This window comes from Streptomyces lucensis JCM 4490 (assembly GCF_014650035.1).
Taxonomy (GTDB): domain Bacteria; phylum Actinomycetota; class Actinomycetes; order Streptomycetales; family Streptomycetaceae; genus Streptomyces; species Streptomyces lucensis.
In genome coordinates, this window is record NZ_BMUE01000006.1 from 233104 (window position 1) to 246066 (window position 12963).

Consider the following 12963-nt stretch of genomic DNA (forward strand, 5'->3'; position numbering starts at 1 on the left):
GTGGCCGGCACCCTGAAGAATGTGACCGACGACTCCTTCGACCAGGACGTCCTCAAGAGCGACAAGCCCGTCCTGGTGGACTTCTGGGCCGCCTGGTGCGGTCCGTGCCGTCAGATCGCCCCGTCCCTGGAGGCGATCGCCGCCGAGTACGGCGACAAGATCGAGATCGTCAAGCTCAACATCGACGAGAACCCGGGTACGGCCGCCAAGTACGGCGTCATGTCCATCCCCACCCTGAACGTCTACCAGGGTGGTGAGGTCGCCAAGACCATCGTCGGCGCCAAGCCCAAGGCCGCCATCGTCCGCGACCTGGAAGAGTTCATCGTCGGCAAGTAGGACGAAGAGCGGTGCCGTCCGCGGTCGGCGGTACATGTTTCACGTGAAACACGAATGGGCCAGCCCCTCGGGGCTGGCCCATTCGCATGACGCGTCCGGCTGCTGCCCGACCGTTACAGCGGTCTCAGCGCCGGCTCCTTCTGTACCGCCCCCAGTAGCCGGTCGAGCGCCATCTCCACGTCTTCCTTCCAGGAGAGCGTCGACCGTAGCTCCAGCCGCAGCCGGGGATGCGCCGGGTGCTGCCGAACCGTCTTGAAGCCCACGGCCAGAAGATGGTCGGCGGGCAGCAGACAGGCGGGCTCCTTCCAGCGAGCGTCCCCGATGGCCTCGATCGCCTTGAAGCCCCGGCGCAGCAGATCCTTGGCCACCGTCTGCACCAGCACCCTGCCCAGCCCCTGCCCCTGATAGCCAGGCACGACGGTGGCAGTCATCAGCTGTACGGCGTCCGGCGAGACCGGGCTCGTGGAGAAGGCCGCCGAGCGGGGGACATAGGCCGGCGGAGCATAGAGCACGAAGCCCACCGGCACGTCATCGACGTAGGCCACGCGGCCGCACGATCCCCAGTCCAGCAGGACCGCGGAGATCCAGGACTCCTTCTCCACCGCGGTCGTGCCCGCTTTCACGGCCGCTTCGCCCCTGACCGGGTCCAGCTCCCAGAAGACGCACGAGCGACAGGGCTGGGGGAGGTCCTGAAGGTTGTCCAGCGTGAGCGGCACGAGCCGACGCCCCATGAAGGCTGATCCTCGCTTCTTTCGGCCGCCGCATCCCCGGCGACTGCTGTGGCCATACCCATGCGCATCGTATCCACGATGCGATTCACTCGATACCGCAGCAAAGCAAAGAGCGGGCCGTGTTCCGGTACACACCGGACACGGCCCGCTCGTCGGCACAATCGGGCGGCGAAGCCGAGAGTCAGTCGCTCTGCTCGGTCTCGCCGTCCTGGGAGCTCCTCTGGAGGGCCAGCCTCTCTCCGGGGGCGAGCGTGCCGAGGATCCGCTCGAGGTCGTCCGGGGAGGCGAACTCCACGGTGATCTTGCCCTTCTTCTGACCCAGCTCGACCTTCACGCGCGTCTCGAAACGGTCCGAGAGACGGGTGGCCAACTCGCTCAGTGCCGGGGAAGGCACGGAACCGGCGCGAGGCCCCTTGGAGCGTGAGGCCCGCTGAGGCCGTGAGCCCATCAGCGTGACGATCTCTTCCACCGACCGCACCGACAGTCCTTCGGCCACGATGCGATGCGCCAGCCGATCCTGCTCCTCCGAGTCTTCGACGGACAGCAGCGCCCGGGCATGACCGGCCGAGAGCACCCCGGCAGCCACCCGCTTCTGAACTGTCGGAGAGAGCTTGAGCAGCCGCAGGGTGTTGGAGACCTGCGGGCGGGACCGCCCGATCCGGTCGGCCAACTGGTCATGCGTGCAGTTGAAGTCCTTCAACAGCTGGTCGTAGGCCGCGGCCTCTTCGATCGGGTTCAGCTGCGCGCGGTGCAGGTTCTCCAGCAGGGCGTCCAGGAGGAGCTTCTCGTCCTCCGTGGCCCGCACGATGGCCGGGATGGCCTCAAGGCCGGCCTCACGGCAGGCCCGCCAGCGCCGCTCGCCCATGATCAGCTCATAACGGGCGGGTCCCAGCTGCCGCACGACGACGGGCTGCAGGAGACCGACCTCCTTGATGGAGGTCACCAGCTCCTGAAGAGCGTCCTCGTCGAAGACATCACGCGGCTGACGCGGGTTCGGCGTGATGGCGTCGAGCGGGATCTCGGCGAAGTGGGCGCCCAACGGGGGCGCGGGTGTCTCCGCAACCGGGCTCGCCGTGGTCTCCTCGGTTTCATGTGAGACAGACGGCAGGGTGGCCACCTTCGCGGCGGCCACACCACGATCGGCCGACAGTACCGGCGCAGCCGCGGAAGACGCGGATACCGACCCCCCCATCACAGCCGGAGGTGACGTCTTCTCGGTCGGGGCAGCGGGGATCAGCGCGCCGAGTCCACGGCCCAGCCCCCTCCGTCGCTCACTCACTGGATCCCTTCCACCATGCTCGGGTCGTTCTGGGCGCCGATGTGGGCCTGGCTCGCGTCGTAGCTGATGCCAACGCCCTTCAGCGCGATTTCTCGGGCCGCCTCGAGATACGAGAGTGCCCCACTCGAACCAGGATCGTAAGTCAGCACCGTCTGCCCATAGCTCGGTGCCTCGGAGATGCGGACCGAGCGCGGGATGCTCGTCCGCAGCACCTCGTCACCGAAGTGGGTGCGCACCTCCTCCGCGACCTGCGAGGCGAGACGCGTCCGGCCGTCGTACATGGTGAGCAGGATCGTCGACACATGCAGTGTGGGGTTGAGATGTCCACGCACCAGATCGACGTTGCGCAACAGCTGACCCAGGCCCTCGAGCGCGTAGTACTCGCACTGGATCGGGATCAGGACCTCCTGACCCGCGACCAGTGCGTTGACCGTCAAGAGGCCGAGGGAGGGCGGGCAGTCGATGAGGATGTAGTCCAACGGCTGCTCATACGCCTGGATGGCACGCTGAAGCCGGCTCTCCCGCGCCACGAGGGACACCAACTCGATCTCCGCACCGGCCAGATCGATGGTCGCGGGAGCGCAGAAGAGACCCTCGACATCCGGGACCGGCTGGACGACCTCTGCGAGAGGCTTGCTCTCCACGAGCACGTCGTAGATGGATGGCACTTCGGCGTGATGGTCGATCCCAAGCGCCGTGGATGCGTTTCCCTGAGGGTCGAGGTCGATCACCAGGACCCGGCCACCGTGCAGGGCCAGCGAAGCGGCAAGGTTGACGGTGGTCGTCGTCTTGCCGACGCCGCCCTTCTGGTTGGCGACCACGATGACGCGTGTCTGCTCCGGTCGCGGCAGGCCTTCACCGGCCCGGCCCAGAGCTTCCACCGCCAATTGGGCGGCGCGACCGATGGGAGTGTCGTCCATCGGGGGCGGTGTTTCACGTGAAACATCCGCCCCCATCGACTCGGTACGGGGACCGGGGACCGGATCGGTCATCGGTCCCGCGATGTTGGCGTCGGACCGCAAGGATTCACTCTCCTCGACATCAGGCTCGCAATGAACAGAGCCTCCCATGTCTTCGGGGTCGTGAACCAGTGAGGCCTGGCCTTCTGTGGAGAAATCCACCTCTGTGGACAACTCCGTCCCCCCGGGAAGGGGCGGGACACCCGGGGAATCCCCTCCGAGCGAACCGAGAGGTTTCCTGTCACGAGGTTCGGCCGCGGCGCGGCCGCGACTGATGATGCCGTGCAGCAGTGAGCGACGTTTCACGTGAAACACGATGCACAGCGGTCGCGGCCGAACTCGCGCGACACTCCGTTCTGCGCAGGTTTGGCAGCTTGTGTGGAGTACGTCCGACGGTCAGCCACGTACGCCCGACCGTCAGCCACCCCGTCAGCCACCCCCGTCAGCGACGCCTGCGCACCCGGCCCGTTCGCGCCGCCTTCGCTCGCTTCGCCGCGAACCGCACACCACCCGGGCTCTCCCCGACCTCGACCCTGACGACGGTGGACAGCGGGTCCACAACGCCTTCTCCCACGTGCAGGATGGAGGTCTCCACCGCACCGAGCTTGCTGAGCGCGGTCGCCGCGGCCTTCAGCTCCTCCTCGGCCGTGTCGCCCTTGAGCGCGAGCATCTCGCCGTAGGGGCGGAGCAGGGGGATGCCCCAGGTGGCCAGACGGTCGAGCGGAGCCACGGCCCGGGCGGTCACCACATGGACCGGCGGGAGCTTGCCCAGGACTTCCTCGGCACGACCGCGCACCACGGTGACATGGTCCAGGCCGAGCAGCTCGACGACCTCGGTGAGGAAGTTGGTGCGCCGCAGCAGCGGCTCCAGCAGGGTGATGTTCAGGTCGTCCCGGACCAGGGCCAGCGGGATACCCGGGAGACCGGCTCCGGACCCCACGTCGCAGACCGTCACTCCCTCGGGTACCGCCTCGGAGAGCACCGCGCAGTTGAGCAGATGCCGCTCCCACAGGCGGGGGACTTCCCGCGGCCCGATCAGGCCACGCTGCACGCCCGTCTCGGCGAGCAGCTCCGCGTAGCGGACCGCATCGGCGAAGCGCTCGCCGAACACTTCCCGCGCCTGCTCGGGTGCGGGGGGAAGCTCCGCTGCCTCCGTCACGGGGACCGTCCTTCCGTACAGCGCCGGCGCTTCACGCACCGGCCACCAGAACTACCAGGCTGACAAAGTTCGGCCCCGTCTGCTCAACAGACGGGGCCGGTGGAACGTGAATGCCGATCAGGCGGGCAGCACGACGACGAAGCGCTGCGGCTCCTCGCCCTCGGACTCGCTGTTCAGCCCCGCCGCCTTGACGGCGTCGTGCACGACCTTCCGCTCGAACGGCGTCATCGGCTTGAGCTTCACGGGCTCACCCGAGCTCTTCGCCTCGGCGGCGGCCTTGGCGCCCAGCTCGGACAGCTCGGCGCGCTTCTTGGCCCGGTATCCCGCGATGTCCAGCATCAGCCGGCTGCGGTCCCCGGTCTCCCGGTGCACGGCCAGGCGCGTCAGCTCCTGCAGCGCCTCCAGGACCTCACCATCACGGCCGACCAGCTTCTGCAGGTCACGGCTGCCGGTGTCGCTGATGATCGACACGGAGGCGCGGTCGGCCTCGACGTCCATGTCGATGTCGCCGTCGAGGTCGGCGATGTCCAGCAGACCCTCCAGGTAGTCCGCCGCGATCTCACCCTCCTGCTCCAGGCGGGTGAGGGTGTCTGCACCCTCGGCAGCGGCGGAGGTGGTGCCTTCCGTCACGGGATGGGCTCCTTCTTACTTCTTGGACGGGGACTTGGGCCGCTGCGGGCCACCCTTGCGCTGGCCGGACTGGGCCTTGCTGCGGGTGCCGGAGCCGGGCTTCTGGGGCTGCTGGGCAGCGGCGGGCTTGGCGTCCTCCGGCGTGTCGGACTTCTCCAGCGAAGGGGAGTCGCCCGCCTGCTTGGGCCCGCCGGTCTGACGCTGGGCCTTGGACTGACGCTTGGGCTGCTGGCGTCGGGCGGCGGTCGTGGTGGCCGTCGCGCCGGTCGTGCCGTCCTCGGTCTGAGCCGCGGCCTGGGTCACGCTCTTGACCACGGTGCCGTCGCTCTGGGCGGCGAGGCCGGCCTTGTTCAGGGCGTTGATGAACTTCCGCTCGAACTCGTTGCGGTCGCGGCCCTTGGTGACGATCGCCTTGACGATCGTCTTCTCGCTCCGGCGGCGGACCTTGCCGTGGTGCGTGACGTGCTTGGTCAGACGCTCCAGGTAGGCGGCCTGGGCCTTGGAGCCCGGGGTCGGGTTGTTGTGGATGACGTACATCTGCTGGCCCATGGTCCACACGTTGGTGGTGAGCCAGTAGACGAGGACACCGACCGGGAAGTTGATGCCGAAGACGGCGAACATGATGGGGAAGACGTACATCAGCATCTTCTGCTGCTGCATGAACGGCGTCTTCACCGTCGTGTCGACGTTCTTCGTCATCAGCTGGCGCTGCGTGTAGAACTGCGACGCCGACATCAGGACGATCATGACCACGGTCACGACACGGACATCGGTGACCGAGGCGCCCAGCGAGTGGATCGTGTCGGCGCTGTCCTTGAACTTCGCGGCGAGCGGGGCCCCGAAGATGTGCGCCTTACGGGCGCTCTCCAGCAGCGACTCGTTGATGACGCCGATGGTCTCGCCCGACGCGATGCCGTTGAGCACGTGGTACAGGGCGAAGAAGAACGGGGACTGCGCCAGGATGGGAAGGCACGAGGAGAGCGGGTTGGTGCCCGACTCCTTGTACAGCTTCATCATCTCTTCGGACTGACGCTGTTTGTCGTTCTTGTAGCGCTCCTGGATCTTCTTCATCTCGGGCTGGAGCGTCTGCATGGCCCGGGTCGCCTTGATCTGCTTCACGAAGAGCGGGATCAGGCAGATACGGATCAGGATCACGAGGGACACGATGGACAGGCCCCAGGCCCACCCCGTGTCCGGGCCGAAGATGGCGCCGTACACCGTGTGGAACTGGACGATGACCCATGAAACGGGTGTCGTGATGAAGCTGAAGAGGCTGGCAATCGTGTCCACTAATCATGCTCCTTGGGCATGGGACGAGGTCTCTGCGGCCGGGCTCGGAGGAAGCTCGGGGGCGAGCTTCTCTTCGGTGGCCGGTTCGGCGGCGGAGGGCCCGCCCCTGCGTGCACGCCAGGCGTCGCGCAGCATTTCGTGCCACCGCGGGCGCTTGCGCGGCGGAACATGGTCCACGCCACCCAGCGACCACGGATTGCACCGGAGGATGCGCCAGGCGGTGAGTGCCGTTCCCTTGATCGCACCGTGCCGGTCGATGGCCGTGTAGCCGTAGTGGGAGCACGACGGGTAGTACTTGCACACCGGCCCCAGCAGTGGACTGATCGTCCACTGGTACAGCTTGATCAGGGCCAGCAGTGGGTACTTCATCGCGCGCCCCCTCCCAGTAGCCGCTCGACGGCGGCGTCCAGGTCTCGGGCCAGCTGTGCGTGGTCTGCGTCGCCCGCTCCGGGCAGCGCTCGTACGACTACCAGGCTACCGGGGGGAAAACGGTCGACTCGGTCACGCATCAGATGACGCAGTCTGCGCTTCACTTTGTTGCGCACGACCGCGCCACCCACGGCCTTGCTCACGACGAAACCCGCACGCGTCGGGGGAGCGCTCTCCCCAGGCGCGTGCGGGTCCGTGGCACCGCTACGAAGGTGGACGACGAGGGTCGGGCGGCCTGCCCGGCGACCTCGTCGCACCGCGGTCGCGAAGTCCTCGCGCCGCCTCAGCCGGTTCTCGGTGGGCAGCACGACGTCATGACCTGATCGGGATCAGGCGGACAGACGGGCGCGACCCTTGCTACGGCGGGACGCGAGAATCGCGCGGCCGGCACGGGTGCGCATACGCAGCCGGAAGCCGTGGGTCTTCGCGCGACGACGGTTGTTCGGCTGGAAGGTGCGCTTGCTCACTCGGGGGCTCCAGAAGAAATCGGTAGTGGCGGGGTGCCGTCCTGGCTGTCACCGTGCGCCCACGAGTAGCTCGCGTCACGCCCGAGTGCACCGCTTCCCGATCACCTGAAGTGATCTGTGCCCATCGGAGGCAGGCGGCAGCAGCCATCGACAACTCGACCTGGTTACGGTACGCGGGGCTGCGCCATTCGGTCAAACCGGCGGGCGTCGGGGGACACTGTCCACAGGCTGGGGACAACAACTTGAACCGTACCCGCCGCGCTGACTACCGTGGCTGGACTCCGATTCGTTCCCTTATCCCCGCCCGACCTGATTTTCATCCCGACCCGTCCCGTGAACCACACGTTCGGGGGACCTGTGAGAGAGCGTGCCCTGTGGCTGACGTACCTGCCGATCTTGCCGCAGTGTGGCCACGAGTACTGGAGCAGCTCCTCGGGGAGGGTCGCGGACAGGGCGTCGAGGTGAAGGACGAGCACTGGATCCGCCGCTGCCAGCCGCTGGCGCTGGTCGCGGACACCGCGCTGCTGGCCGTGCCGAACGAATTCGCGAAGGGCGTTCTCGAGGGCCGCCTCGCGCCCATCGTCAGCGAGACCCTGAGCCGTGAGTGCGGCCGCCCCATCCGCATCGCGATCACCGTGGACGACTCGGCGGGCGAGCCCCCGGCCCCGGCGGCGCCCCCCGCGCAGCAGGCGCCCAAGTCGCGTTACGAGGAGCCGGAACTGCCCTCCGGACCGTACGAGGGCTACGGCCGCCATCGCGCCGCCGACCAGATCCCGGGCACCGAACCGCAGCAGCGGTCCGACCAGCTGCCCACGGCCCGCCCCGCGTACCCCGCCGAGTACCAGCGCCCCGAACCCGGCGCCTGGCCGCGCCCCGCGCAGGACGAGTACGGCTGGCAGCAGCCGCGGCTCGGCTTCCCGGAACGCGACCCGTACGCCTCGCCGTCGTCGCAGGACTCCTACGGCTCCGGCCCGGACTCGTACGGGTCCCAGGACTACCGCCAGCAGGCCGCGGACCGGCCGCCGTACGAGCAGCAGCGCGGCGACTACGACGGGGCGCGGGCGGACTACGAGCCTTCCCGTCCGGACTACGAGCCCCCCCGCCCGGACTACGACGCCGGACGCTCCGAGTACGGGCAGGCCCGCGGCGACTACGACCAGCGCGACACCCGCCGCCGTGGCCTGCCCGAGCAGCCGGCGGGCGGCGGCCCGGCGCACCGCGGGGGCCACGGGCGCCCGGACGGCTCCACGGGCGGCGGGCCGGGCGCGCCGGCCGCACAGCCGGCCCCGGCGAGCGGTCCCGGCGAGCCGACGGCGCGGCTGAACCCGAAGTACCTCTTCGACACGTTCGTCATCGGCGCCTCCAACCGCTTCGCGCACGCCGCCGCGGTCGCCGTCGCCGAGGCACCCGCGAAGGCGTACAACCCCCTGTTCATCTACGGCGAGTCGGGGCTCGGCAAGACGCACCTGCTGCACGCGATCGGGCACTACGCGCGCAGCCTCTACCCGGGCACGCGCGTGCGGTACGTCAGCTCGGAGGAGTTCACCAACGAGTTCATCAACTCCATCCGCGACGGCAAGGGCGACAGCTTCCGCAAGCGCTACCGCGAGATGGACATCCTGCTGGTCGACGACATCCAGTTCCTCGCGGACAAGGAGTCGACGCAGGAGGAGTTCTTCCACACCTTCAACACCCTGCACAACGCGAACAAGCAGATCGTGCTGTCCTCGGACCGGCCGCCCAAGCAGTTGGTGACGCTGGAGGACCGGCTGCGGAACCGTTTCGAGTGGGGTCTGATCACCGACGTCCAGCCGCCCGAGCTGGAGACGCGCATCGCGATCCTGCGCAAGAAGGCGGTACAGGAGCAGCTCAACGCCCCGCCGGAGGTACTGGAGTTCATCGCCTCCCGCATCTCGCGCAACATCCGCGAGCTGGAGGGCGCGCTGATCCGGGTGACCGCGTTCGCCTCGCTGAACCGGCAGCCGGTGGACCTGGGCCTGACCGAGATCGTCCTGAAGGACCTGATCCCCGGCGGTGAGGACAGCGCGCCGGAGATCACCGCCCCGGCCATCATGGCGGCCACGGCCGACTACTTCGGGCTGACGGTGGAGGACCTGTGCGGCACCTCGCGCGGGCGCGCGCTGGTCACCGCCCGGCAGATCGCGATGTACCTGTGCCGTGAGCTGACCGACCTGTCCCTGCCGAAGATCGGGGCGCAGTTCGGCGGCCGTGACCACACGACCGTCATGCACGCCGACCGCAAGATCCGCGCGCTGATGGCCGAGCGGCGGTCCATCTACAACCAGGTGACGGAACTGACGAACCGCATCAAGAACGGCTGACGCCGGCCGTACGACGCCGTCGAGGGCGCCCCGGGGACCTCTGCCCCGGGGCGCCCTCTTCGCGTCGCCGCGGGGCGCCCTCATCGCGTCGCCCCGGGGCGCCCTCATCGCGTCGCCCCGGGGCGCCCTCATCGCGTCGCCCCGGGGCGTGCCGGGGCACCGGGCCACGGCGGTCCCCGGCCCGTGCGAAGGCGTCCGGCAGCGTCCACACAGCCCTCGTGGAGGGTCCGACACAGCCCGGTGGAGGCTCCCCACAGCCCTGTGGAGGGTCCGGCGCGGCCCGTGGCGTGTTTCCCGATCGGCACCGAGTGTTCGATTACCTGCCGGGTTACGGCCTCTCTCCACAGATTCGGTGACTTTCTTCCCTCCACATCCTGGGGACCGCCCAGTTGTCCCAAGGCGTGTCCACAGGGAGCCCGTGCGCGCGGTGTCCGTCCAGGTCAGCCGCCTGTGGAATCGTGGACGGAGGATCTCCACAGACTGTGGACGAAGAAGAGATCCACAGGCTGTGCACGAAGTTGTCCACCGGCGGCCCACAGGCTGAGGGCGGTTGTCCCCAATGATCGGCGGCTTCTCCACATGGCTGTCCACTGTTCGGCAACCCGAGGCCCCCGATCACCGTGTCGAGTGAAAGGCGTCACACGAAGCTGCCGGATTGGGGTGTGGGAAACGTGGGTAAACCTGGGGACACAGCTGGGGAGAACTGCCCGCGGGCTGTGGGCGAGGTGTGCAGAACTTTCCGTTCTCCACAGAGGACCCGGGTTGTCCACCGCTTCCGCCCACAGGGCCGGTGGATAAAATTCGTGCGCTGAGCTGGGCAAACGTGGTTATCCACGGTATCCACAGGCCCTACTACTACTCCCGACTAGAGAGAGTTCGGCAATCGTTTGGAAGCGGGACCTGTGCACAACTCGTCCGCTCGAGCCCGGCTGCCCCTCCGGGCGACTTGACCCCGACAGGCACCTACTGTCAGTGCCGTGCGTCAGACTGGTCCCCGGTGCTCCGCCCTTCGCAGTGGGCGGTGACATCGAGTCGGAGGACTCAGTAGCAACAGCAGGAGGCGGCTTACGGTGAAGATCCGGGTGGAACGCGACGTACTCGCGGAGGCAGTGGCCTGGGCGGCACGCAGCCTCCCGGCCCGTCCGCCGGCGCCTGTCCTCGCCGGCCTCCTGCTGAAGGCCGAGGACGGCCAGCTGAGCCTGTCTAGCTTCGACTACGAGGTCTCCGCCCGGGTGAGCGTCGACGCGGAGGTCGACGAGGAGGGCACCGTCCTCGTCTCCGGGCGCCTGCTCGCCGACATCTCCCGCGCCCTGCCCAACCGGCCGGTGGAGATTTCCACAGACGGTGTACGGGCGACCGTGGTCTGCGGTTCCTCGCGGTTCACACTCCACACCCTGCCTGTGGAGGAGTACCCGGCACTGCCGCAGATGCCGAACGCGACCGGCACCGTCCCCGGCGAGGTCTTCGCCGCCGCCGTGTCCCAGGTGGCCATCGCCGCCGGCCGTGACGACACCCTCCCGGTGCTCACCGGTGTGCGCATCGAGATCGAGGGCGACACGGTCACCCTGGCCTCCACCGACCGCTACCGCTTCGCCGTCCGCGAGTTCCTGTGGAAGCCGGAGAACCCGGACGCCTCCGCGGTCGCCCTGGTGCCCGCGAAGACGCTGCTCGACACCGCCAAGTCGCTGGGCGCCGGGGACAGCGTGACCCTGGCCCTGGCGGGCTCCGGTGCGGGCGAGGGGCTGATCGGTTTCGAGGGCGCGGGCCGTCGCACGACGACGCGGCTGCTCGAGGGCGATCTGCCGAAGTACCGGACGCTGTTCCCGACGGAGTTCAACTCCGTCGCCGTGATCGAGACGGCTCCGTTCGTGGAGGCCGTCAAGCGTGTGGCGCTGGTCGCCGAGCGGAACACCCCGGTGCGGCTGAGCTTCGAGCAGGGCGTGCTGATCCTGGAGGCCGGTTCCAGCGACGACGCACAGGCTGTGGAGCGGGTGGACGCCCAGCTGGAGGGCGACGACATCTCGATCGCCTTCAACCCGACGTTCCTGCTGGACGGCCTGAGCGCGATCGACTCCCCCGTGGCCCAGCTGTCGTTCACCACGTCCACGAAGCCGGCGCTGCTCAGCGGCAAGCCCGCGGTCGACGCGGAGGCGGACGAGGCGTACAAGTACCTGATCATGCCGGTGCGGCTGAGCGGCTGAGCCGCCGACGTCGTCCACAGCTGTGCACAGTGCCGGGGGCCTTCGCGGCACCCGGCACCGTGACCGCCGCGGGCGCCGGAACCACAGGTCAGAGGGCGCCACGCATGAGCGCGTATGCCCACAACTGTGCGTGACTGGGCGGGTTTAGGCTCGGCTCGGCACCTCGGTGCCTGTCACGCCACAGCGACCTAAGGAACACAACTGATGGAGCTCGGTCTCGTCGGCCTCGGCAAGATGGGCGGCAACATGCGCGAGCGGATCCGCCGCGCCGGCCACACCGTCATCGGGTACGACCGCAACGCGGACCTCGCCGACGTCCACAGCCTGGAAGAGCTTGTGGGCAAGCTCAGCGGGCCGCGCGTGGTCTGGGTGATGGTCCCGGCCGGCGAGCCCACCCAGTCGACCATCGACCGGCTCGCCGAGCTGCTGGAGCCCGGTGACGTGGTCGTGGACGGCGGCAACTCGCGCTGGACCGACGACGAGAAGCACGCCGCGGAGCTGGCCGCCAAGGGCATAGGCTTCGTGGACTGCGGTGTCTCCGGTGGCGTCTGGGGCCTGGAGAACGGGTACGCGCTGATGTACGGCGGCGACGCGGAGAACGTCGCCAAGGTGCAGCCGGTCTTCGACGCGCTCAAGCCGGAGGGCGACTTCGGCTCGGTGCACGCCGGCAAGGCCGGGGCGGGCCACTTCGCGAAGATGGTCCACAACGGCATCGAGTACGCGATGATGCAGGCCTACGCCGAGGGCTGGGAACTGCTGGAGAAGGTCGACTCCGTGGAGAACGTCCGCGAGGTCTTCCGCTCCTGGCAGGAGGGCACCGTCATCCGTTCCTGGCTGCTGGACCTCGCGGTCAACGCCCTCGACGAGGACCAGCACCTCGACGGCCTGCGCGGTTTCGCGCAGGACTCCGGTGAGGGACGCTGGACGGTGGAGGCCGCGATCGACAACGCGGTGCCGCTGCCCGCGATCACCGCGTCGCTGTTCGCGCGGTTCGCCTCCCGCCAGGAGGACTCGCCGCAGATGAAGATGATCGCCGCGCTGCGCAACCAGTTCGGCGGCCACGCCGTGGAGAAGAAGTAGGCCGCCGGGGGGCCTGAGAGCCACCGGCGGTCCTGAGAGAGGCAAGGAGGTCGGCGGGAC

The 12963-nt window shown here is 68.7% G+C and carries 13 protein-coding genes; 4 read left to right on the top strand and 9 right to left on the bottom strand.

The features are described 5' to 3' along the window. Positions 1 to 336, top strand: coding sequence for a thioredoxin (gene trxA, locus IE177_RS16280; RefSeq protein WP_190016051.1), 336 nt, complete (start codon positions 1 to 3; stop codon positions 334 to 336). A gap of 113 nt (positions 337 to 449) precedes the next feature. Here trxA and IE177_RS16285 read toward each other — a convergent pair whose 3' ends face one another. From IE177_RS16285 to rpmH, 9 genes are all read right to left on the bottom strand, one after another. After that, positions 450 to 1067, bottom strand: coding sequence for a GNAT family N-acetyltransferase (locus IE177_RS16285; RefSeq protein ID WP_190016052.1), 618 nt, complete (start codon positions 1065 to 1067; stop codon positions 450 to 452). A gap of 181 nt (positions 1068 to 1248) precedes the next feature. After that, complete coding sequence (locus IE177_RS16290; RefSeq protein ID WP_190016053.1) at positions 1249 to 2346, bottom strand: ParB/RepB/Spo0J family partition protein; 1098 nt, start codon at positions 2344 to 2346, stop codon at positions 1249 to 1251. Beyond that, positions 2343 to 3416, bottom strand: a complete 1074-nt coding sequence (locus tag IE177_RS16295; protein ID WP_190016223.1) for a ParA family protein — start codon at positions 3414 to 3416, stop codon at positions 2343 to 2345. The genes IE177_RS16290 and IE177_RS16295 overlap by 4 nt, the downstream gene beginning before the upstream one ends. 331 nt (positions 3417 to 3747) lie before the next feature. After that, entirely contained in the window at positions 3748 to 4464 is a 717-nt protein-coding gene (rsmG, locus tag IE177_RS16300; RefSeq protein ID WP_190016054.1) for a 16S rRNA (guanine(527)-N(7))-methyltransferase RsmG, read from the bottom strand. A 117-nt stretch (positions 4465 to 4581) separates the two neighbouring features. Then, on the bottom strand, positions 4582 to 5094 hold the full coding sequence (locus tag IE177_RS16305) for a Jag family protein (protein ID WP_190016055.1): 513 nt from the start codon (positions 5092 to 5094) through the stop codon (positions 4582 to 4584). A 15-nt stretch (positions 5095 to 5109) separates the two neighbouring features. Then, entirely contained in the window at positions 5110 to 6384 is a 1275-nt protein-coding gene (gene yidC, locus IE177_RS16310) for a membrane protein insertase YidC (RefSeq protein WP_190016056.1), read from the bottom strand. Between the two features lie 3 nt (positions 6385 to 6387). Further along, positions 6388 to 6753 (bottom strand): membrane protein insertion efficiency factor YidD, encoded by a 366-nt coding sequence (gene yidD / locus IE177_RS16315; RefSeq protein WP_190016057.1) that lies wholly within the window; start codon positions 6751 to 6753, stop codon positions 6388 to 6390. Further along, positions 6750 to 7121, bottom strand: coding sequence for a ribonuclease P protein component (gene rnpA / locus IE177_RS16320; RefSeq protein WP_190016058.1), 372 nt, complete (start codon positions 7119 to 7121; stop codon positions 6750 to 6752). The genes yidD and rnpA overlap by 4 nt, the downstream gene beginning before the upstream one ends. Before the next feature lie 21 nt (positions 7122 to 7142). Beyond that, positions 7143 to 7280: a 50S ribosomal protein L34 gene (gene rpmH, locus IE177_RS16325; RefSeq protein WP_003956500.1), complete on the bottom strand. Its 138-nt coding sequence runs from the start codon at positions 7278 to 7280 to the stop codon at positions 7143 to 7145. A 374-nt stretch (positions 7281 to 7654) separates the two neighbouring features. On the opposite strand from rpmH, the gene dnaA reads away from it, so the two are divergent. The 3 genes from dnaA (at position 7655) to gnd (ending at position 12903) form a co-directional block, all read left to right on the top strand. Then, positions 7655 to 9622 carry a chromosomal replication initiator protein DnaA gene (gene dnaA / locus IE177_RS16330; protein ID WP_190016059.1) on the top strand — a complete coding sequence of 656 codons (1968 nt, stop codon included), beginning with the start codon at positions 7655 to 7657 and terminating at the stop codon, positions 9620 to 9622. A 1070-nt stretch (positions 9623 to 10692) separates the two neighbouring features. After that, positions 10693 to 11823, top strand: a complete 1131-nt coding sequence (dnaN, locus tag IE177_RS16335; RefSeq protein ID WP_190016060.1) for a DNA polymerase III subunit beta — start codon at positions 10693 to 10695, stop codon at positions 11821 to 11823. A 204-nt stretch (positions 11824 to 12027) separates the two neighbouring features. Further along, positions 12028 to 12903 (top strand): phosphogluconate dehydrogenase (NAD(+)-dependent, decarboxylating), encoded by an 876-nt coding sequence (gnd, locus tag IE177_RS16340; protein WP_190016061.1) that lies wholly within the window; start codon positions 12028 to 12030, stop codon positions 12901 to 12903. Positions 12904 to 12963: the final 60 nt, after the last annotated feature.

Excerpts from the sequence above, each read along its gene's own strand:
- IE177_RS16285 (WP_190016052.1), bottom strand. The coding sequence starts at position 1,067 with ATGGGGCGTCGGCTCGTGCCGCTCACGCTGGACAACCTTCAGGACCTC.
- IE177_RS16295 (WP_190016223.1), bottom strand. The coding sequence starts at position 3,416 with ATGGGAGGCTCTGTTCATTGCGAGCCTGATGTCGAGGAGAGTGAATCC.
- yidD (WP_190016057.1), bottom strand. The coding sequence starts at position 6,753 with ATGAAGTACCCACTGCTGGCCCTGATCAAGCTGTACCAGTGGACGATC.
- gnd (WP_190016061.1), top strand. The coding sequence starts at position 12,028 with ATGGAGCTCGGTCTCGTCGGCCTCGGCAAGATGGGCGGCAACATGCGC.